The sequence below is a fragment of the Ruegeria sp. CI5 genome, assembly GCF_056536885.1.
Map to the genome: position 1 here is coordinate 643436 of NZ_JBQFQN010000001.1, position 21221 is coordinate 664656.

Annotated in this window: 22 protein-coding genes and 1 tRNA gene; 15 read left to right on the forward strand and 8 right to left on the reverse strand. The window is 60.3% G+C overall.

Features of this window, described 5'->3' with window-relative positions; genetic code table 11:
• Positions 1–10: 10 nt before the first annotated feature.
• From ACR0BA_RS03190 to ACR0BA_RS03210, 5 genes are all read right to left on the reverse strand, one after another.
• Positions 11–385, reverse strand: coding sequence for a hypothetical protein (locus tag ACR0BA_RS03190; RefSeq protein WP_480726410.1), 375 nt, complete (start codon positions 383–385; stop codon positions 11–13).
• A 1071-nt stretch (positions 386–1456) separates the two neighbouring features.
• A complete protein-coding gene (typA, locus tag ACR0BA_RS03195; RefSeq protein ID WP_170338557.1) occupies positions 1457–3274 on the reverse strand; it encodes a translational GTPase TypA in 1818 nt (605 codons plus the stop codon).
• A gap of 74 nt (positions 3275–3348) precedes the next feature.
• Positions 3349–3684, reverse strand: coding sequence for a DMT family transporter (locus ACR0BA_RS03200; protein WP_480726412.1), 336 nt, complete (start codon positions 3682–3684; stop codon positions 3349–3351).
• Positions 3685–4049: 365 nt separating this feature from the next.
• Entirely contained in the window at positions 4050–4295 is a 246-nt protein-coding gene (locus ACR0BA_RS03205) for a hypothetical protein (protein ID WP_093962100.1), read from the reverse strand.
• A complete protein-coding gene (locus tag ACR0BA_RS03210; RefSeq protein ID WP_093962099.1) occupies positions 4295–4948 on the reverse strand; it encodes an alpha/beta hydrolase in 654 nt (217 codons plus the stop codon). Before ACR0BA_RS03210 ends, ACR0BA_RS03205 begins: the two co-directional genes overlap by 1 nt.
• A gap of 178 nt (positions 4949–5126) precedes the next feature.
• Here ACR0BA_RS03210 and iscR point away from each other — a divergent pair, with 178 nt between their 5' ends.
• From iscR to ACR0BA_RS03260, 10 genes are all read left to right on the forward strand, one after another.
• Positions 5127–5585 carry a Fe-S cluster assembly transcriptional regulator IscR gene (gene iscR, locus ACR0BA_RS03215; protein WP_093962098.1) on the forward strand — a complete coding sequence of 153 codons (459 nt, stop codon included), beginning with the start codon at positions 5127–5129 and terminating at the stop codon, positions 5583–5585.
• A gap of 56 nt (positions 5586–5641) precedes the next feature.
• Positions 5642–6685 carry a cysteine desulfurase family protein gene (locus ACR0BA_RS03220; protein WP_222456673.1) on the forward strand — a complete coding sequence of 348 codons (1044 nt, stop codon included), beginning with the start codon at positions 5642–5644 and terminating at the stop codon, positions 6683–6685.
• 18 nt (positions 6686–6703) lie between these two features.
• Positions 6704–8224: a Fe-S cluster assembly protein SufB gene (gene sufB / locus ACR0BA_RS03225; protein ID WP_170508487.1), complete on the forward strand. Its 1521-nt coding sequence runs from the start codon at positions 6704–6706 to the stop codon at positions 8222–8224.
• Positions 8224–8421, forward strand: a complete 198-nt coding sequence (locus ACR0BA_RS03230) for a hypothetical protein (RefSeq protein WP_093962095.1) — start codon at positions 8224–8226, stop codon at positions 8419–8421. Before sufB ends, ACR0BA_RS03230 begins: the two co-directional genes overlap by 1 nt.
• Positions 8422–8469: 48 nt before the next feature.
• On the forward strand, positions 8470–9225 hold the full coding sequence (sufC, locus tag ACR0BA_RS03235) for a Fe-S cluster assembly ATPase SufC (RefSeq protein WP_170339117.1): 756 nt from the start codon (positions 8470–8472) through the stop codon (positions 9223–9225).
• Positions 9225–10505 carry a Fe-S cluster assembly protein SufD gene (gene sufD, locus ACR0BA_RS03240; RefSeq protein WP_480726413.1) on the forward strand — a complete coding sequence of 427 codons (1281 nt, stop codon included), beginning with the start codon at positions 9225–9227 and terminating at the stop codon, positions 10503–10505. The genes sufC and sufD overlap by 1 nt, the downstream gene beginning before the upstream one ends.
• On the forward strand, positions 10505–10990 hold the full coding sequence (locus tag ACR0BA_RS03245; RefSeq protein WP_480726414.1) for a YIP1 family protein: 486 nt from the start codon (positions 10505–10507) through the stop codon (positions 10988–10990). Before sufD ends, ACR0BA_RS03245 begins: the two co-directional genes overlap by 1 nt.
• A complete protein-coding gene (locus ACR0BA_RS03250) occupies positions 10987–11553 on the forward strand; it encodes a Yip1 family protein (protein ID WP_480726416.1) in 567 nt (188 codons plus the stop codon). Before ACR0BA_RS03245 ends, ACR0BA_RS03250 begins: the two co-directional genes overlap by 4 nt.
• Positions 11554–11564: 11 nt before the next feature.
• The gene (locus tag ACR0BA_RS03255) at positions 11565–12785 is read left to right on the forward strand and encodes a cysteine desulfurase (protein ID WP_170437553.1); all 1221 of its coding nucleotides are present in this window, start codon (positions 11565–11567) and stop codon (positions 12783–12785) included.
• A gap of 78 nt (positions 12786–12863) precedes the next feature.
• Positions 12864–12940 (forward strand) — tRNA-Arg (locus ACR0BA_RS03260).
• Between the two features lie 131 nt (positions 12941–13071).
• Here ACR0BA_RS03260 and mepK read toward each other — a convergent pair.
• On the reverse strand, positions 13072–13641 hold the full coding sequence (mepK, locus tag ACR0BA_RS03265; protein WP_170338571.1) for a peptidoglycan L,D-endopeptidase MepK: 570 nt from the start codon (positions 13639–13641) through the stop codon (positions 13072–13074).
• A 354-nt stretch (positions 13642–13995) separates the two neighbouring features.
• Here mepK and ACR0BA_RS03270 point away from each other — a divergent pair, with 354 nt between their 5' ends.
• The 4 genes from ACR0BA_RS03270 to ACR0BA_RS03285 are packed head-to-tail and all read left to right on the forward strand — an operon-like array spanning position 13996 to position 18243.
• Positions 13996–15606, forward strand: coding sequence for a L,D-transpeptidase family protein (locus ACR0BA_RS03270; protein ID WP_480726418.1), 1611 nt, complete (start codon positions 13996–13998; stop codon positions 15604–15606).
• A 37-nt stretch (positions 15607–15643) separates the two neighbouring features.
• Positions 15644–16735: a UDP-3-O-(3-hydroxymyristoyl)glucosamine N-acyltransferase gene (lpxD, locus tag ACR0BA_RS03275; protein WP_480726420.1), complete on the forward strand. Its 1092-nt coding sequence runs from the start codon at positions 15644–15646 to the stop codon at positions 16733–16735.
• A 32-nt stretch (positions 16736–16767) separates the two neighbouring features.
• Positions 16768–17025 carry an acyl carrier protein gene (locus ACR0BA_RS03280; protein ID WP_093962086.1) on the forward strand — a complete coding sequence of 86 codons (258 nt, stop codon included), beginning with the start codon at positions 16768–16770 and terminating at the stop codon, positions 17023–17025.
• A gap of 9 nt (positions 17026–17034) precedes the next feature.
• The gene (locus ACR0BA_RS03285) at positions 17035–18243 is read left to right on the forward strand and encodes a beta-ketoacyl-[acyl-carrier-protein] synthase family protein (RefSeq protein ID WP_480726421.1); all 1209 of its coding nucleotides are present in this window, start codon (positions 17035–17037) and stop codon (positions 18241–18243) included.
• 50 nt (positions 18244–18293) lie between these two features.
• Here the strand turns inward: ACR0BA_RS03285 and ACR0BA_RS03290 are convergent, their stop codons facing one another.
• Complete coding sequence (locus tag ACR0BA_RS03290) at positions 18294–18905, reverse strand: invasion associated locus B family protein (RefSeq protein WP_480726423.1); 612 nt, start codon at positions 18903–18905, stop codon at positions 18294–18296.
• A 470-nt stretch (positions 18906–19375) separates the two neighbouring features.
• On the opposite strand from ACR0BA_RS03290, the gene ACR0BA_RS03295 reads away from it, so the two are divergent.
• Positions 19376–20923, forward strand: coding sequence for a helicase HerA-like domain-containing protein (locus tag ACR0BA_RS03295; protein WP_480726424.1), 1548 nt, complete (start codon positions 19376–19378; stop codon positions 20921–20923).
• Between the two features lie 42 nt (positions 20924–20965).
• On the opposite strand, the gene ACR0BA_RS03300 is transcribed toward ACR0BA_RS03295, so the two are convergent.
• Positions 20966–21220: a hypothetical protein gene (locus ACR0BA_RS03300; RefSeq protein ID WP_170371053.1), complete on the reverse strand. Its 255-nt coding sequence runs from the start codon at positions 21218–21220 to the stop codon at positions 20966–20968.
• Position 21221: the final 1 nt, after the last annotated feature.

Here is a 21221-nt window from a genome sequence, read left to right on the forward strand (position 1 = left end):
AAACGTGGCATCACGCCCAAAGGCGGTTAGTCCTCGTCGTTGTTGGCGTTGTTGCCCTGACCAGGGCTTGCGCCTTCCGATCCATTTCCACCGCCATTATTACCGTTAACGCCGCCGCCGTTACCGTTGCCGCCGCCGTTACCGTTGCCGCCGCCGTTACCGTTGCCGCCGCCGTTACCGTTGCCGCCGCCGTTACCGTTGCCGCCGCTTGAGCTGCCACCGTCGCCGCCGCCCGAGCCGCCATCACCCGAGCCGCCGCCGTCACCGCCGTCGCCACCGCCCGAGCCGCCATCGCCGGAGCCGCCGCCGTCACCGCCGTCGCCACCACCAGAGCCGCCGTCACCAGATCCACCGCTGGAGCTACCGCCGCTTGAGCTGCCACCACCATCGCCGGACCCACCGCTGGAGCTACCGCCGCTTGAGCTGCCACCGCCATCGCCGGACCCGCCGCTGGAGCTGCCTCCGCTGGAGCTTCCACCATCGCCAGAACCGCCGCTGGAGCTGCCTCCGCTGGAGCTTCCACCATCGCCAGAACCGCCGCTGGAGCTGCCTCCGCTGGAGCTTCCACCATCGCCAGAACCGCCGCTGGAGCTGCCGCCGCTGGAGCTGCCACCGCCGTCGCCGGACCCACCACTGGAGCTGCCGCCGCTTGAGCTACCACCGCTGGAGCTACCACCGCTGGCGCTACCACCGCTGGAGCTACCACCGCTGGAGCTACCACCGCTGGAGCTGCCACCACTGGAGCTACCGCCTGAACCTCCCGGAGGTGCCGCCGGTGGAGGATTGCCACCACTGGAACCGCCTCCACTGGAGCTACCACCGCTTGAGCTACCGCCGCTTGAGCTACCGCCGCCTGAGCTCCCGCTCTGTTCCGAAGGGCCGTCGCCGGATCTTTGATCAACCGTCCCGATCGACGCGGTAGGGAAATCCGTCAGTACGGCTGCAAAAGCCGGGCAGGTCTGCAAAGTGCGGGCAAGAATGTCTTCAAAATCGGCACGACGCTGGATGTAACGCAGCATCCGTGCATCCACGACCGTACAGGCACACAGGGTTTCTGTGGAAACCGACTGCCGGGCTGTCTGGATCGTACATTTGTCCGCGGCGACAACAGGCCCACCGGACATCAGCGGCAATGAAGCTGAAGCAAATACTATTGTCAGTAGACGGGATTTGATGCGCATATCGCGCCTCCTTAAACTCGTTAAACTCATCACCGAACAACCTGGCGATGACATACTTTGAACACAAATACACCCCTATCACGTCGCATTTTCAAGGGCAACACCGCGATAGCGATGCGGAATTAACTCATCTTATGGACGAAATTGCAGGCAAAACAAAAGGGAAGCCATGATCCATTCATGGCTTCCCTGAGAAAACACCGTTTCAGATGGACGCAAAAATGTCACATTCGCGCCATTGTTTCCGACCCGTCCAAAATCGAACGGACCGGGGGTCAGGCTGACTTGGCCATACGCTTGCGTTCGTGCGGATCAAGGAACCGCTTTCGCAGTCGGATCGCGTTCGGGGTTACTTCGACCAGCTCATCGTCGTCGATGTAAGCAATGGCCTCCTCCAGCGAGAACTGGACATGCGGTGTCAGGCGAACGGCATCGTCCGAACCGCTGGCCCGCACGTTGGTCAGTTTCTTGCCTTTCAGCGGGTTCACCTCAAGGTCATTGTCCCGCGAATGTTCGCCGATAATCATGCCCTGATACACATCGGTCTGGGGGCCGACGAACATCCGCCCACGCTCTTCCAAATTCCACAGCGCGTATGCGACGGCCTGTCCGTTCTCCATCGAGATCAGAACGCCGGCGCGGCGGCCGGGGATCGGGCCCTTGTGCGGTGCCCAGCCGTGGAAGACGCGGTTCAGAACGCCGGTGCCGCGGGTGTCGGTCAGGAATTCACCGTGATAGCCAATCAGACCGCGCGACGGTACATGCGCGATAATGCGGGTTTTGCCAACGCCTGCGGGGCGCATCTCAACCAACTCGCCCTTGCGCGCGCCTGTCACCTTTTCGATGACTGCGCCCGAGAATTCGTCATCCACGTCGATGGTGACTTCCTCGATAGGCTCCAGGCGTTGGCCGTCTTCCTCGCGGAACAGAACCTGCGGACGCGAGATGCTGAGTTCGAACCCTTCGCGACGCATGTTCTCGATCAGAACGCCCATCTGCAATTCACCGCGGCCCGCGACCTCGAAGGCTTCGCCACCGGGGGTGTCCGTGATCTGGATGGCCACGTTCGATTCGGCCTCTTTCATCAGGCGGTCGCGGATGACGCGCGACTGGACCTTCTTGCCGTCCCGACCCGCCAGCGGCGAGTCGTTGATGCCGAAGGTCACCGTGATGGTCGGCGGGTCGATCGGCTGGGCGGGCAGGGCCTCATCCACCTGGGGCGCCACCAGCGAATCCGCCACGGTGGCCTTGCTCATGCCTGCGATGGTTACGATGTCGCCCGCTTCGGCAACGTCGATCGGTTGCTGGCTGAGACCACGGAAGGCCAGGATCTTGGTGGCCCGGAAATTCTCGATCAGCTTGCCGTCACGGCTGAGCGCTTTGAGGCTGTCACCCGCTTTGAGCGTGCCGCTTTCGACGCGGCCGGTCAGGATGCGACCGATGAACGGGTCGCTGCCCAGAGTGGTCGCCAACATGCGGAAGGGTTCATCCTTGCGCTCAGCTTGTTTGGGGGCGGGAACGTGGTCGACTACCAAGTCGAACAGGGCGGACAGGTCCTTGCGCGGGCCGTCCAGTTCCATGTCAGCCCAGCCCGACCGCCCCGAGGCGTACATGGCCGGGAAATCCAGCTGGTCATCGTCCGCGCCGAGGTTGGCGAACAGGTCAAAGCATTCGTCCAGGGCGCGGTCGGGCTCGGCATCGGGCTTGTCGACCTTGTTCAGCACCACGATCGGACGCAGACCCAGCGCCAGCGCCTTCGAGGTCACGAACTTGGTCTGAGGCATCGGGCCTTCGGCGGCATCAACCAGCAGCACAACACCGTCGACCATGCTGAGGATACGCTCGACCTCGCCGCCGAAATCGGCGTGGCCGGGGGTGTCAACGATGTTGATGCGCGTGCCTTTCCACTCGACACTGGTGGCCTTGGCCAGAATGGTGATGCCGCGTTCACGTTCCAGGTCGTTGCTGTCCATGGCGCGCTCGGCCACGGCCTGGTTTTCCCGGAATGCACCGGATTGTTTGAGTAGCTCGTCAACCAGGGTCGTTTTACCGTGGTCCACGTGAGCGATGATTGCGATGTTGCGCAGGTCCATGAGGTCAGCCTTTGAACGGGAAGTTGCCGCGCGCATAACGCGGCACGGCACAAGTTACCAGCCCTAACGCGCGATCAGTGGCCCGCAGTCTGCGAAAAGAGGTGGATGACCAGAATACCGCCCAGAATCATCGCAAGGCCCAGAACCGCCGGCCAGTCCAGCCGTTGGCCGAAAACCACAAAGCCGATCAGCGCAATCAGAACGATGCCAAGCCCGGACCAGATCGCGTAAACGATGCCGACGGGCATTACCTTCAGCGTCAGCGCCATCAGGTAAAAGGCAAAGCCATAGCCCACCACCACCAGCACCGAGGGCCAGAACCGGGTAAATTGCTGGCTGGCCTGCAATGCGGTCGTTCCGATTGTCTCGGCAATAACGGCGAGAAGGAGGATCAGGTAGGCGTGGGGCATGGTTCTTGAACCCTTGATGCATCTGCTGGGACGTTGAGCACAGAATTCAGAAACGGCGCAAGGAAATTCAGGCAGCCGCCCCTTTCGTTGGTTCACCTAGGGTCAGGTAAACCCGACTATGGCAAGGCCGGAAAGCGTGTAAACTACTCCACGTTTTCGATTACTTTTTAACGAGTGTGTTTCATGACGACATTTGCAAAAACGGTCGTGTTTGCTTCGGCAATAATCGTGGCGATTGGGTGGCTTGCTGACGGGGGGTCCGTCGATACTGACGCAGCCAAATTGGTTGATAGGTCAAGCGCAACAACAGTTTGAACGCTACGAATGAAACGAAAAAGGAGCCCGCGGGCTCCTTTTTTGTGCGCCTATTGCTTTTCGATCGCCTTCACCTTGGATCGGTGATCCGACAGCCTCTTGATCAGGAATTGCCGCGCCTTGCGCTCGGCCAACCGGACGCGGATTTCGGTGAGGAAGGCCTCCTCAAGCGATTGGGAGGCTGCGCCAAGCACGTCACCTACTTCGACGTAGAACCGATCTTGGCCGGTTTCGTCCATGACCTTCATCGTATCCTCGGCCAGTTTCGCCGCGAGAATGGTGATGGTGTCGGACATCAGCGCGTGTTCTCGGTCAGGCGGCGTTTGACGTAGTCGGTCACGTTGGTCATCAGCGTATCCATGTGCTCACCCTGGAAGAAGTGGTCGGCTCCTTCAACCTCGGTATGGGTGATGGTGATACCCTTCTGTTCGTGCAGTTTTCCGACCAGTGCGGTGGTGTCCGCCGGCGGTGCTACACGGTCGGCCGTCCCGTTGATGATCAGCCCGGACGAGGGGCAGGGGGCAAGGAACGAAAAATCATACATGTTCGCGGGCGGCGACACGCTGATGAAGCCGGTGATCTCGGGGCGACGCATCAGTAACTGCATGCCGATCCAGGCTCCGAACGAAAAGCCTGCGACCCAGCAGTGTTTCGAGTTGTTGTTCATCGACTGCAGATAGTCCAGCGCCGATGCCGCGTCGCTGAGTTCTCCGACGCCCTGGTCATACTCGCCCTGGCTTCGGCCGACGCCCCGGAAATTGAAGCGCAGGACCGTAAAGCCCATGTTGTAGAACGCGTAGTGCAGGTTGTAGACGACCTTGTTGTTCATGGTCCCGCCGAACTGGGGGTGCGGGTGCAGCACGATGGCGATCGGTGCGTCTTTTTCCTTTTGGGGGTGGTAACGGCCTTCCAGTCGGCCTTCAGGTCCGGGAAAAATCACCTCGGGCATGTGTGCGGTTGTCCTGTCTTTTTCTCGCGGGCGCCGGGATATACTTGACGGTTATCGTCAGGCACCTTAGAACGGTTCTAATTGAGTATCGCAGCGTGAACACGCTGTCAGTCGGAGATACGCACTGACCGCGGCGACGTCAATGTTTTCACGCGGTTCAAGCCACGAGGATCGAAGAATGAAGCTGTCAACAAAGGGCCGTTACGCGATGGTTGCGTTGGCGGACATCGCGCTTCAGCCCGCCGACACGCTGGTGACCCTGGGAGAGATTTCCGAGCGTCAGGACATTTCGCTGCCCTATCTGGAGCAGCTGTTCGTCAAGCTGCGCCGTGCCGATCTGGTTGCATCCGTGCGCGGGCCGGGCGGCGGCTATCGTTTGGCGCGGCCGGCGTCGGAGATCCGCGTGGTCGAGATTCTGTCAGCCGTGGATGAAACAGTTGATGCCATGCACAAGGGGGCCGGGGCGTCGGGGGGATCCTCGGGCAGCCGGGCGCAGTCGCTGACCAACCGCCTGTGGGAAAGTCTCAGCGCGCATGTCTACGTATTCCTGCACCAGACACGCTTGTCCGATGTGATCCAGAACGACCTTGCGCCGTGTCCGGCGGTGCCGGGGCTGTTCTCGGTCGTGGATGATTGACCGGTGAGCGGATTGGGAATCTCGAGGGGCGTGGCCGTGGATGAAAAGGTGAGTCCATGAGACGTGTTTACCTGGATCACAACGCCACGACCCCGCTGCGCCCCGAGGCGCGCGACGTAATGATCGCCGCGATGGAGGTCTGCGGCAACCCCTCCTCGGTACATGCCGAGGGGCGTGCGGCCAAAGCCGTCATCGAAAAGGCGCGTGCTCAGGTGGCCGCGGCCTTTGGCGCGGATGGGGCCGATATCGTATTCACATCCGGGTCCACCGAAGGCGCGGCGTTGGTCTTGGAAGGGCGCGACCTGCATGGCGCGGCGATCGAACATGATGCCGTAAGGGCCTGGACTGTCGAGGATTTGCCGGTTTCGCACCAAGGTGTTGTCACCGTGGCCGACCCGGGCCGATCCACGTTGCAACTCGCCAATTCTGAAACCGGGATCATTCAGGCCTTGCCCAAGGGGCTGGCCGTCACCGATGCCACGCAGGCGTTCGGGAAACTGCCGATCGCCTTCAACTGGCTGGATGTGCAGATGGCGTTGGTCTCGGCGCACAAGCTGGGCGGGCCAAAGGGTGTGGGCGGCGTGGTTATGAAACGCGGCACCGACCTGGACGCCCGGATCAAGGGTGGTGGCCAGGAAATGGGGCGTCGGTCGGGGACGGAAAATGTCATTGGAATCGCGGGGTTCGGCGCTGCGGCTGAAGCGGCGGCGCGAGATCTGGCAAACGGGGTTTGGGAAAAGGTTGCAGAACTTAGAAATATTCTAGAAAAGGCCCTTGAGGCTGGTTCTAAATCTACTATTTTTGTCGGGAAAGATCAGGATCGGTTGCCCAACACCCTGTGCTTTGCGACGCCCGGCTGGAAGGGCGAAACGCAGGTGATGCAGATGGATCTGTCGGGCTTTGCGATCAGCGCCGGTTCGGCCTGCTCCAGCGGCAAGGTGAGGGCAAGCGCGGTACTGACCGCGATGGGATATGACGAGGCCACGGCGGCCAGCGCGGTACGCGTTTCGCTGGGCCCCGAGACGAGTGAAGAAGACGTGCTGCGTTTCGCCGAGACGTGGCTGGAAAAAGAGAAAAAGCATCGCGCGCGGGCCGCGTGATCTGACGGAGGGTGGAACATGGCCGCTTTGGACCAGACCCAGGTAAAAGAAGGTGTCGATCAGGAAACCGTTGACGCGGTGCGCGAGGTCGGGACCTACAAATACGGGTGGGATACGGATATCGAGATGGAGTACGCGCCCAAAGGCGTGAACCCCGATATCGTAAAACTGATCTCGGAAAAGAACGAAGAGCCTGAGTGGATGACCGAATGGCGTCTGAAGGCCTTCGAGCGCTGGACCCAGATGGAAGAGCCCAATTGGGCCATGGTCCACTATCCTGAAATCGACTTTCAGGACCAGTATTACTATGCCCGGCCCAAGTCGATGGAGACCAAGCCCAAGTCGCTGGACGAAGTCGACCCCAAGCTGCTGGCCACTTACGAAAAGCTGGGTATCCCGCTGAAAGAACAGATGATTTTGGCAGGCGTCGAAGGCGCCGAGGATGCCCCGGCCGAGGGCCGCAAGGTCGCCGTGGATGCGGTGTTCGACTCGGTTTCGGTTGGCACGACCTTCCAAGCCGAGCTGAAGAAGGCCGGCGTCATCTTCTGCTCGATCTCCGAGGCGATCAAGGAGCACCCCGAACTAGTCAAGAAATATCTGGGCTCGGTTGTTCCGGTGTCGGACAATTTCTACGCCACGCTGAACTCGGCTGTGTTCTCGGACGGCTCGTTCGTCTATGTGCCGCCCGGCGTGCGCTGCCCGATGGAGTTGAGCACCTATTTCCGCATCAACGCGGAAAACACGGGCCAATTCGAGCGGACTCTGATCATCGCCGACAAGGGCTCGTACGTGTCCTATCTGGAAGGCTGCACCGCGCCGCAGCGTGATACCGCGCAGCTGCACGCCGCAGTGGTCGAGATCATCGTCGAAGAAGACGCCGAGGTGAAATACTCGACCGTCCAGAACTGGTTCCCGGGCGATGAGAACGGCAAGGGCGGCATCTACAACTTCGTGACCAAGCGCGCCGATTGCCGGGGCGACCGGTCCAAAGTGATGTGGACGCAGGTCGAGACCGGCAGTGCCGTGACCTGGAAATACCCGTCCTGCATCCTGCGGGGCGATGACAGCCAAGGTGAGTTCTACTCGATCGCCATCACCAACAATATGCAGCAGGCCGATACCGGCACCAAGATGATCCATTTGGGCAAGAACACCAAGTCGCGCATCGTGTCCAAGGGCATCAGCGCGGGCAAGGCCCAGAACACCTATCGCGGGCTGGTGTCGATGCACCCCAAGGCCAAGAACAGCCGGAACTACACCCAATGCGACAGCCTGCTGATCGGCGACAAATGCGGGGCGCACACCGTTCCGTATATCGAGGTCAAGAACAACAGCAGCCGGGTCGAGCACGAGGCCACAACCTCGAAGGTCGATGACGATCAGCTGTTCTATTGCCGCCAGCGCGGCATGGACGAGGAAGAGGCCGTGGCGCTGGTGGTCAACGGGTTCTGCAAGGACGTGCTGCAGGCGCTGCCGATGGAGTTCGCCATGGAAGCCCAGCAACTGGTCGCGATCTCGCTGGAAGGCTCGGTCGGCTGATGGCTCGCTCGCCGCGCAACCGCAGGGATGATGCGTTGACCGCAGCGTCTTATGCACTGCCGGTTCTGGGCGGCTTGCTGGGCGTGGCCTATGTCAACGTCAACTACACCGATTTCATCAACCCGGTCTGGGCAATCGGCGGCGGGGCGGTCCTGGGATGGATCGCGGCGCGGCTGCTGCGCAGAGTGCTGGGATAGGGATAAACCGGGGCCGGCGCGTCCCGACGATACGCAAAAGGAAAAAACATGCTGGAAATCAATAACCTGCACGTCAAACTTGAGGAAGAGGAAAAGCAGATCCTCAAGGGCGTGGATCTGACGGTCGAGGCCGGCAAGGTACACGCGATCATGGGGCCGAACGGCTCGGGCAAATCGACGCTCAGCTATGTGCTTTCGGGCCGTGACGGGTATGAGGTAACCGAGGGTTCGGCGACTCTGGATGGCGCCGACCTGCTGGAGATGGAGCCGGAAGAGCGTGCCGCCGCCGGCGTGTTCCTCGCGTTCCAATACCCGGTCGAGATCCCGGGCGTGGGCAACATGACATTCCTGCGCACCGCCGTGAACGCCCAGCGCAAGGCGCGCGGCGAGGAAGAACTCTCGGCCGCGGATTTCCTCAAACTGGTGCGCGAAAAGGCCAAGTCGCTGAAGATTGACGCCGACATGCTGAAACGCCCCGTGAACGTTGGTTTCTCGGGCGGTGAGAAGAAGCGCAACGAAATCCTGCAGATGGCCATGCTCGAGCCCAAGATGTGCATCCTGGACGAGACCGACTCGGGCCTCGACGTGGATGCGATGAAGCTGGTGGCCGAGGGCGTGAACGCGCTGCGCGACGAAGGCCGCGGGTTCCTGGTGATCACCCACTATCAGCGTCTGCTGGACCACATCAAACCCGACGTGGTGCACATCATGGCCGATGGCCGGATCGTCAAGACCGGCGGGCCCGAGCTGGCGCTGGAAGTCGAAAACAACGGTTACGCCGACATTCTTGCCGAGGTGAACTGATGGCCTTGCCCGACGTGAAACAATCCGCGACCGAAGCGCGGCTGGCCACGCTGCGCATGCCCGAAGCCGGCTGCACCCGCGACGCACGCGAGGCGGCCCTGGCCCGGCTGCGCGCCATGGGTTTGCCCGGGCGGCGCGACGAGTATTGGAAATACACGCGTCCCGATACGCTTACCTCGCCCGAGGCCCCAACGGCCGAGGTATTCCACACCGACGAACCGATGGTCTTTGACGGGTTCGACCGCCTTAAAATCGTCTTCGTCGATGGCGTGTTCAGCCCCGAGGACAGCGATGACCTGACGCTGGAAGGCGTGAGCATCGACCGGCTCGAGGATATCTGCTGCAAGGACATCCACTGGGCCAAGCAACTGTACGGCGTGCTCGAGGAGCGGGGCCAGACCCCGGTTCAACGCCCGCTGGCGGCGCTGAACACCGCCTTTGCGCAGGACGGCGTGGCGATCCATGTGACCGGCAACCCGTCCAAGCCGATCAGTCTGATCTATCGCCACGACTCCGAGACCTCGGACGCGTTCCTGCACCACGTGATCCGCGTGGAAAGCGGCGCCGAGGTGACGATTCTCGAGAATGGCCCGGCGGCCTCGCGGTTCAACAAGTGCATCGAGATCGACATCGCCGATGGCGGCACGCTGCACCATGTCCGGGCGCAGGGCAGGGACCATCAGCGCCGTGCCGCGACGCATATGTTCACCCGGTTGGGCAAGGACTCCGTCTACAAGTCTTTCACCCTGACCGTGAATGGTGTGCTGACGCGCAATGAACAGGTGGTCGAGCTGACCGGCGACGATGCGGTGGCGCATGTGGCCGGCGCCTGCGTGGGCGATGGCGACTTCCACCATGACGACACGGTGTTCATCACCCATGACGCGGTGAACTGCGAAAGCCGTCAGGTGTTCAAGAAGGTTCTGCGTAACGGCGCGACCGGCGTGTTCCAGGGCAAGATTCTGGTCAAGGAAGGCGCCCAGAAGACCGATGGGTATCAGATCAGCCAGTCTTTGCTTCTGGATGACGACAGTCAGTTCCTGGCCAAGCCCGAGCTTGAGATCTATGCCGACGACGTGGCCTGTTCGCACGGCTCGACCTCGGGCGCGATCGACGAGACCGCGCTGTTCTACCTGCGCTCGCGCGGGGTTCCGGCAAAGGAGGCGACCAACATGCTGACGCTGGCCTTTTTGGCCGAAGCCGTCGAAGAGATCGAAGACGAAGCGCTGGCCGAGGACATCGTCTCGCGGCTGGAAGGCTGGTTGGCGCGGCACAGCTGATGCCGGTGACCACCGATATCGTCGCCTCGTATCGCGGGCCCGGTCGGGTTGTGCGTCGACTGCTGGACATGGGCCCGCGCGAAGACCGCGCGCTGGCCTTTGTCATGGCGTTCTGTGTGATTGGCTTTATCGCGCAGTTGCCGGGCCTTGCGCGCCGTGCCCATCTAGAGGGGCTGGATCTGAACATGTTGATGGGTGGGGCCTTGCTGGGGTCGGTCTTCATTCTACCCTTGCTGCTTTACGTCCTTGCCTGGGGGACTCACCTGATTTCTCGTATGTTCGGCGGTGCAACCACGTCCTATCAGGCGCGGCTTGCGCTGTTCTGGGCTCTGCTCGCCTCATCACCGCTGGTGTTGTTGAACGGGCTGGTGGCTGGTTTCATCGGTCCGGGCCCTGTCCAGACGCTGACCGGGGCCCTGTGGGTTGCGGTATTCGTCTGGTTCTGGTTTTCCGGATTTTCTCAAACACGAAGGGCGCCGGCATGAACGCCGCATTTCTGGGACATCTGGCCGTTCTGACATTGGCAAATCCGGCCGAGGCGGCAAGGCGTCTGTTGGCCGGAGTACCCGGTCGGGATGTGCTTTGGACAGCGCTGGCACTGGTCGTTGTCCTGAACGCTTTGTCTCAATCACTGTCGACCCTTGTGTTTCCGGCGCTTGATCCATCTCTGGATATGGCGTTTGAACCGGTCGTGCAGTCGTTGGCGACTTCGGCCGGGGCCGTTCTCTTGGGCATCTTCGCGTTCCATTTTGTCGGCAGGATGCTTGGCGGCACCGGTAGCCTGGAAGGCATGATGCTGCTAATGGTCTGGCTGCAATTTCTGCAGATTCTGGGCCAATTGATCATCTTCGTCATGGTGATGGTTGCGCCGACGATGTTCCTGATCCTCGTATTGGGGATGAGCCTGTACAGCCTCTACATCAGCCTGCATTTCATCAATCAGGCGCACCAGTTCCACTCGCTGGGCAAATCCTTCGTGGTCATCCTTATCTCGGGGTTGCTGGCGATACCCTTCGTCCTGTTGATGACCCCAAGCGGGCCTGTTTAGGGAATTCGTTCATGTATGACGTCCAGAAAATCCGCGCCGATTTCCCGATCCTCTCGCGTGAGGTGAACGGGAAGCCGTTGACGTATCTCGACAATGGGGCCTCGGCGCAGAAACCTCAGGTGGTGATAGATGCAGTCACCAATGCTTATGCGCACGAGTATTCGAACGTGCATCGCGGATTGCACTACCTGTCGAACCTGGCGACCGAAAAGTACGAATCCGTGCGCGGAACCGTCGCCCGGTTTTTGAATGTCGAGAATGAGGATGAGATCGTCCTGAATTCCGGGACGACCGAGGGGATCAACCTTGTCGCCTATGGGTGGGCCATGCCGCGGATGCAGGCCGGCGACGAAATTGTTCTGAGCGTCATGGAGCATCATGCCAACATCGTACCCTGGCATTTTCTGCGCGAACGCCAGGGCGTCGTTCTGAAATGGGTGGACGTGGATGCAAGTGGTGCGCTGGATCCGCAGGCCGTGATCGACGCCATCGGGCCCAAGACCAAACTGGTGGCGGTGACCCAGTGTTCCAACGTTCTGGGTACCGTGGTTGACGTGAAGGCGATCACCGAAGGCGCCCATGCCAAAGGCGTGCCTGTGCTGGTCGACGGAAGCCAGGGCGCGGTTCACATGCCGGTGGATCTGCAGGATATCGGGTGTGATTTCTATGCTATTACCGGACACAAGCTGTACGGCCCGTCGGGATCCGGCGCGATCTTTATCAAATCGGAACGCATGGCCGAGATGCGCCCCTTCATCGGAGGAGGCGATATGATCAAGGAAGTGTCGAAAGACAGGGTGATCTACAACGATCCGCCGATGAAATTCGAAGCCGGCACTCCGGGTATCGTCCAGACAATCGGCATGGGCGTTGCGCTGGACTACATGATGAGTTTGGGGATGGACAACATCGCGGCCCATGAGGCGGGCTTGCGCGACTATGCAATGCAGCGCCTGACCGGGCTGAACTGGCTGCAGGTTCAGGGGACGACGCCCGACAAGGCCGCTATCTTCAGTTTTACGCTGGACGGTGCGGGCCACGCACACGATGTATCCACCATTCTCGACAAGAAGGGCGTCGCCGTTCGGGCGGGGCACCATTGCGCCGGACCGTTGATGGATTATCTCGGGGTTACGGCCACCTGCCGCGCGAGTTTTGGTCTGTACAACACCACCGATGAGGTCGACACACTGATCGATGCGCTGGAACTGGCGCACGAATTGTTTGCCTGATTGTTCGTCGCTAAACCGAGTTCCGACATGCAAAATCCAGTTGCACCCGGATCGGAACAAGGTTAGCTAACGGCCAACGCACCTGTAGCTCAGCTGGATAGAGCGCTGCCCTCCGAAGGCAGAGGCCAGAGGTTCGAATCCTCTCAGGTGCGCCACTTTCTTCCAGCGTTTCAAGGCGTAGCGCTTCCGCGCCTGTGTCCGTCATTGCCAGATGGGCGCTGCGCAGCAAAAAGCCCCGGGCAGTGATGCGCCGGGGCTTTTTGCGGGGTTGGTGAGTGGTAGTGTATTAGCCGCGCCAGGAGCGAACGTCGCCGCAATCCATGTGCACGAAATTTGATCCATAGTATTGGCCGACACCGCCGGCACGGCACGAAATGGCTGCCTTGGCCATCTGTGAGACCGAGCGGGAGGCAAGCCGCAGGTCCGCAGCCTGACCTTTAACGTGGAGAGAGTTCTTGGCGACACCGCGCGACCGACGGCGCAGCATGGCGTTGGTCTGCGGAGAGCGGTAGCCCGACAACAGCATGTAGGGCTCGTTCACATCCAGCAGGTTGTGGGCCGCGGCCATGATGTCGATCGTGCGCAGATCCATGTCCTTTGACTGATCGGTGCGCCAGTCACGCATGAAGTGGTTGATTTCCTTGACCGCGTCTTTGACGTATTTACCATCGACCCAGTAGATCATGTCCAAGCGCTCGCCGGTACGACCCGAATACATACGGATCCTGCGGATGTCTCCACCCCCGCGAAGGAAGCCTGCTGCGTTTGAGTAGGTTGGTGCTGCAACAACTGCCGTTGCCGCGAATGCGCCCAATAGGGCACGCCGGGTCATCCCCGAGGTACTGCTCTTGGTCATAACGTGTTTCGTCCCGTACAGTTCCTGCCTGCACACGATGTTACGTGCGCTTTCTTAATTCTTTCCCATCCCAGATGCGGATTTTATGCCACAGAGGGATTCTTGCGCCAAGTGATCTTTTGGTCTTGTGCTTTCTTACGGGGAATTTTCGGCGAAAATCTGCGCAAGTGACAAAAAATGTGGCGGACAGGCCTGAATCCCTTTCGTTTTTTTCCAGACGATGCAAACGCGCATCAGGGGGCCAGCGGTGTGATGTGCTGTTGGAAATGTGAGTGGACAATCCCCCGAGGCGTGAAACATAATTGTCGGGCGCGAAAACTAGTGTTCCAAGTTATTGAAAACCAAGGCTATCCCATGAATTCTGTCCGTCGGACCTGTACGATTTTTCTGTTTGCCGCAAGCATCGCCGTGTCGGCCACATCCGTTCAGGCGGCTCCGACCCAGGCTGAGAGTTTCGCGTTTCGGATGGCTGTCGCGGAAAGTGCAGGGACAACCCCGGAAATCGCGTCCTTTTACCGAGAGCAGGAGTTCGCGCCGATTTGGGTCGGTGCTACCTCTGGTCACGCGGCACGCCGATCGGCACTTATCAAAGCATTGTCCCATGCCCAGATGCATGGGCTTCCGGCCGAACGATATGACGTTGATGGCCTGATGGCGAAGATGCAGAGCGCTCGGTCAAACCGCGATCTCGGAGCGCTTGAGGCGGCGCTGAGCGAGGCGTTTGTCCGCTATGCGCAGGATATTCAGTCCGGGCTGCTGCGCCCGGCTCAGATCGACGCCGGCCTCGTGCGTGCGGTCGAACGGAAGCCGGCCTCGGAACATCTTGCGGCGATGATGAATTCCACCGACGGCTCTTATCTCGCGCAGCTTCCGCCGCAGTCCAGTCAGTACCGGGCGCTGCTCAAGCAGAAGATGGCGCTGCAGTCACTGAACGAACATGGTGAATGGGGGCCGACCGTTCCAACCGGAAAATACGAACGCGGCGATACAGGGCCGAGTGTACTAAAGCTGCGTAATCGTCTGGTTGCGATGGGGTTCCTCAAGCCCACGGCCAGCCCGGAATATGACGACTCTATGGTGGCCGCGGTGCAAGCCTTCCAACGCGCCCATGGACTTGAACCAGATGGTGTCGCCGGCCAGGGAACGATTGCCGAAATCAACCGTTCACCTTCTGATCGGCTCAAGGCGGTGATGGTTGCGATGGAACGTGAACGCTGGCTCCCTCGCGAGAGGGGTGCACGGCATGTACTGGTCAATCAGGCCGACTTTTCCGCGAAAATCGTCGACGATGGTCGGGTGACATTTGAAACCCGTGCGGTGATCGGCAAAAACACCAGCGATCGTCAAAGCCCCGAGTTTTCGGACGTGATGGAACACATGGTGATCAATCCCAGCTGGCATGTGCCGCGCTCGATCATCACCAAGGAATACCTGCCGAAGTTGCGGGCCAACCCCAATGCCGTCCGGCATCTTGAGATCACCGATCGGCGCGGGCGGCAGGTGAACCGCAATGCGGTGGACTTCAACCAGTTCACGGCTCGCAGCTTCCCGTTTGCGATGCGCCAGCCTCCAGGGCAGAGCAACGCTTTGGGGCTGGTCAAGTTCATGTTCCCCAACAAGTACAACATCTATCTGCACGACACCCCGCAGAAGAGCCTGTTCGCACGCGAAGTGCGCGCCTTCTCTCACGGGTGCATTCGTTTGGCGCAACCTTTTGATTTCGCCTATGCTTTGCTGGCAAAACAGGAAGAGGACCCCAAGGCCTTTTTCCACAGGGTGCTGCGTACCGGGCGTGAAACCAAGGTTGACCTCAAACAGCCGGTTCCGGTTCATCTGATTTACCGTACCGCATTCGTCGGGCCGAAGGGCGACGTGCAGTATCGGCGCGATGTCTACGGGCGGGATCAGAAGATTTGGGATGCCCTGCAAAAAGCAGGGGTGGCCCTGCCGAACGTTCAGGGGTAAGCACGGGGCGCAAAATCCTGCGACAAGGAAGCCCGCGATGCAGTTCACCTTACAGCAAATCGCCGATGCTCTGGGGGCGCCGGCCGAGGGAAACACCACCCTGACGATTCTGAGGGCGGCCGAGCCCAAGGATGCCGGCCCAACCGATCTGGCTATGGCGATGGCTCCGAAATACGCCGAGGCGCTGGCTGAGGGTCAGGCGCGTTGTGCCGTTCTGTGGGAGGGTGCCGACTGGCGCGCACTGGGTCTGGAGGGCGCCGTGTTCGTTGGCCGCCCCCGTATGGCAATGGCCGGAATTACCACGATGCTGGACCGGGGGCAGGGCGTCGCACCCGGGATCCATCCTTCGGCGGTCGTGGACCCGACGGCCGAGATCGCCGGAGATGTGTCCATCGGGCCTCTGGCCGTTGTCGGCCCCCGGGCCCGCATCGGATCCGGAACGGTGATCGGCGCCCAGTGCCACGTTGGTATGGATGTCGTGTTGGGCCAGAACTGCCTGTTGCGCGAGATGGTCAGCATCGGCGCGCGTGCCATCATTGGCGATCGCTTTATTGCGCAACCCGGAGCCAGGATCGGCGGGGATGGGTTCAGCTTTGTCACGCCCGAGGTGTCGGGTGTGGAAAACGTGCGCAAGACCATGGGCGACGCCGGAGACGCCAAGGCGCAGAGCTGGTTGCGCATCCATTCGCTCGGTGCAGTCCAGATCGGCAATGATGTCGAGGTTGGCGCGAACTGCACCATCGACAACGGAACGATCCGCAACACCGTCATCGGAGACGGTTCCAAGTTGGACAATCTTGTTCATGTCGGGCACAACACCCAGGTCGGCAGAGACTGTCTGCTGTGCGGTCAAACCGGAGTGTCCGGTTCGGTCGAGATCGGCAACAACGTGGTTTTGGGTGGCCAGACCGGAGTCGTCGACAATATCTTCATTGGTGACGGCGTGATCGCGGGCGGCGGAACCAAGATACTTTCGAATGTCCCGGCAGGTCGTGTGATCATGGGCTATCCGGGCGTGAAAATGGAAACGCACACCGAAATCTACAAGGCACAGCGTCGGCTTCCACGCATGGCCCGTGACGTAGAGGCGCTTAAAAAGACGGTTTTCAAACCCTCGTCGAGCGATTAAATCAACCGCAACGCGACAATCAGGGGAACGACATGAGCATCAGCGACCGCGTCATCGCAATCATTGCAGAGCAGGCCGTGCTGGAGCCGTCCGACGTGACGCCCGAAAGCTCTCTGGAAGATCTCGGAATCGATAGCATGGGCCTGGTTGAAAGCATCTTTGCCATCGAGGAAGAATTCGACATCTCGATCCCCTTCAACGCCAACGAACCGACGGCAAGCGATTTCGACATCTCGAATGTTGCAGCGATCATTGCCGGGATCGAAAAACTGGTCGCGGAAAAGGTCTGATCCGCGGTCATGAAACGGGTTGTCATTACCGGCGCTGGCACGATCAATTCGCTGGGCCATTCCGTGCCCGACACCCTGGAGGCGATGCGCGAAGGCCGTTGCGGCATTTCCGAGCTTGAATTTCGTGACGTCGACCGACTGAGCATAAAAATCGGCGGTCAGGTCCGCGGGTTCGAGGCCGAAGGCCGGTTCAATCGCCAACAGATGGCGCTGTATGACCGTTTCACGCAATTCACTCTGACTGCGGCCAAAGAGGCGATCGACCAGTCGGGGCTGGAGTTTCACGGCGAATTGGCCGTTCGGTCGGGGGTCGTTCTGGGAACGGCCGGCGGTGGTGTTTCGACCTGGGATGACAACTATCGCTCGGTCTACGAAGACGGGAAGAACCGGGTCCATCCGTTCGTCGTGCCGAAGCTGATGAACAACGCTGCGGCAAGCCACATTTCGATGGAGCACAATCTCAAAGGCCCCAGCTTCACCGTTTCGACGGCCTGTGCATCGTCGAACCACGCGATGGCGCTGGCGTTCCAGATGGTGCGCAGTGGCGCCGCCCCGGCGATGGTTACCGGTGGGTCGGAATCCATGTTGTGTTTTGGGGGGGTCAAGGCTTGGGAAGGCCTTCGGGTTATGTCCAAGGACGCCTGCCGGCCGTTCAGCGCAAATCGCAATGGCATGGTCCAGGGCGAGGGCGCCGGTGTGTTCGTATTCGAGGAATACCAACATGCGCGTGCTCGCGGCGCTGAAATCCTGTGTGAGGTTGCGGGCTATGCGATGTCATCGGACGCGACGGATATTGTGATGCCCAGCAAACAGGGCGCGGCACGGGCCATGGCCGGGGCGCTGAAGGATGCGGGGCTGAACGCAAGTGACGTGGGCTATGTCAACGCCCACGGCACCGGAACCGCCGCCAATGACAAGACCGAATGCGCAGCAGTCGCGGATGTGTTCGGACGCCATGCCGACGATCTGATGATCTCATCGACCAAATCCATGCACGGCCACCTTATTGGAGGGACCGGCGCGGTTGAACTGCTGGCCTGTATTATGGCTGTCCGTGACGGCGTGATAGCGCCGACCATCGGGTATGAAGAACCCGACCCGGAATGCGCTTTGGACGTCGTACCAAACGAGGCGCGCGAGGCCGCGGTGAATGTGGCATTGAGCAACGCCTTTGCGTTTGGCGGTCTGAACGCGGTCTTAGCCCTCAAGAAGGTATGAAAAAAGCCGCCATCGGGGGATGGCGGCTTTGGTCATTCATCTTGGCGTGATCAGTTGGTGTTGACCTCCAGGCCGTCAAAGGCAGCGGTAAATCCGCTCAGCGACAGATCCATGTTGATAACCTGATCGGGCGCGCGTGCGGGCACCAGTGAAATGGTAGCCTTCGTTCCCGCTTTCATCGCGTCAATGTCGCCCTGGGTCAGACCCAGCTGCGCAACACAACCGACCGGAACACAGTGATGATAGTTGTACAGCTTGCGAGGTGCGCCATCGATCGAGATGGCCAGTTGTGCTTGCAGCAGAGTTTCCAGAGGAACAATGACGTTCGCCCAGGCCGCGGCGGCACCACCGGCGGGCAGCTTGCCAACGGTGATCTCGGCCAGAGGTTCATTCTGCGCACCGTTGAGAATCTGAACCATCGCACAGGGGTCATCGCCGGATTGCGCCTTGATGCAGGAGATCTCCCAGTCGCCCGACTTCTCGCGGACATATTGCTCGCCGACACGCGGGCCGCTTTGACCCAGATCCAGGTCGGAGCCGGTATCCGTGGTCTGACCGGCTTGGGTCAGCTCTTGAGTTTCAGTCGTGGCTTCCTGGGCGAACGCGCCTGAGCCCAGCAATGCAGCCGTTACCAGGGTGGCTGGAACAAGTTTGGTGATCATCATTGCCTCATTGTGCTGATACAGCTTTTTCAAACGTCTCTAGCATTCCTGCTCGGCCATGTCAGTTGCAAAGCGCGCGCTGCACGCGGGATTGGACGGATTTTCGCCGACACATCGGAGGCCACCTGAAGTGACGCCGAGAAGCCTTTGAGTACAAACGACAAAGGGAGCCGTACGTGCGGCTCCCTTCAATCAATGTATCTCCCCGTCGGACTGGCCGACTTAGTTATGCCCGAACGTTACGAGAGGCGAACCCAGTGGTCAACTGCTAACAGCGAAATTTAATGTTTCCACAAGCAGAAACTTGGCAATATCAAAAAAAAAGGGCTGTGCCCGAAAGCACAGCCAGTCGACAGGGAGGAAGTTTGCCCACCACACGAGGGAATTGCGAGGCGGGCAAAATCACTATCGCAGTCAAAGGTTAAGTTTGTATGGTGGTGCCGGGACGCTAAGTTTTGGGACGTATCAATATGACGGAAAACGTTTTTGTTGGCGGTGGCGGTGTTGAATACAAGCAGCCGCAGGGTTTGACGCTGAAATATGCAAACCGGCACGGTCTGATTGCCGGTGCAACGGGGACGGGCAAGACCGTGACCCTGCAAATCCTAGCCGAAGGGTTCTCGCAGCAGGGTGTACCTGTTTTCCTGTCAGACGTCAAAGGTGACCTGTCCGGACTGGCGCGTGCCGGCAGCCCCGATCACAAGTTGCATCAGGCCTTCATGGACCGTGCCCAGCGTATCGGGTTTGCAGACTATTCCTATGCCGCGTGCCCAGTCACGTTCTGGGATCTGTTTGGTGAGCAGGGCCACCCTGTCCGGACAACGGTTACCGAGATGGGGCCGCTGTTGTTTTCCCGGCTTCTGGACCTGAGCGAAGCGCAGGAAGGTGTGCTGAACATCGCCTTCCGGGTTGCGGATGAAGAGGGGATGCCGCTGCTGGATCTCAAGGACCTGCAGGCTCTTCTGGTCTGGATTGGTGAAAACCGGTCACAGCTGTCGCTGCGCTACGGAAATGTCTCGACCGCTTCGATTGGCGCCATACAGCGACGATTGCTTGTGCTGGAGAACCAAGGAGGCGCACGGCTGTTTGGTGAGCCTGCGCTCGAACTGTCGGATTTGATGCGCTCGGATGAAAACGGCCACGGGATGGTCAACATCCTGGCTTCTGACAAGCTGATGGGCGCGCCCGGGCTGTATGCCACGTTCCTTTTGTGGCTGCTGAGCGAACTGTTCGAAGAACTGCCCGAAGTCGGCGATCCCGACAAGCCCAAGCTGGTCTTTTTCTTCGACGAAGCCCATCTGTTGTTCGATGATGCGCCCAAGGTTCTGGTGGACAAGGTCGAGCAGGTCGCGCGATTGATCCGATCCAAGGGCGTTGGGGTTTACTTCATTACTCAGAACCCGGCCGATATTCCCGAAGATATCCTCGGACAGTTGGGCAACCGCGTCCAACATGCTTTGCGCGCCTTCACCGCGCGCGATCGCAAGAATTTGCGGCTGGCCGCGGAAACCTATCGGGAAAACCCGGCCTTCGACACGGAAACCGCGATCCGGGAGGTCGGAGTGGGCGAGGCGTTGACCTCGATGCTCGAACGAAAGGGCGCGCCGGGTATGGTCGAGCGGACATTGATACGTCCGCCGGGTTCACAACTGGGCCCGATTACCGACGCCGAGCGCAAGGCTGTGATTGAGGCGTCTCCGATGGCCGGAAAATACGAAACGCTTCTGGATCGCAAATCGGCATTCGAAATCCTGCAGGCCCGCGCGGCCAAGGCCGCGGCCGAGGCCGAGGAGGCCGAACCAGAGGAGCAAGACGACACCCGGTCGGTGTCCGAGCGGGAGTATTCGGCGGCGCGCAGATACAGCGGCAGCAGAGTAGGGCGATCGTCTGCACGATCGGTCCGAAAGCAAGACAGCTTTGCCTCTGCCATGAGCGAGGCAGTCATCAAAGAGCTGAAAGGAACCACAGGACGCCGCATCGTTCGCGGCATCCTAGGCGGGCTGTTTCGCAACCGTTGAATTTCATCGCCCTGCCAGCCGGAACTGGCGGGGCGTGCCGCGTCAGCGGTTGAGGCGCCGCTGTCCTTCCTGCTGGCAATAGGCGTCAGCTTCGGGAACCGACATCTTGGTGGCCGGGAAATCAATCGCGCGATCCCAGTCAACCCGATCCTGACGATACAGTTGGCAGGTCACGACGCCCTTGGGCGTCTGTACCTGGACGGGTGTGGTTTCCAGTTCACGGGGGCTTGGGATACATCCGGCCACAACAGCCAGGACCGGAACCATAAGGGCAATTTTCTTTGTGGAAGTCTTCATG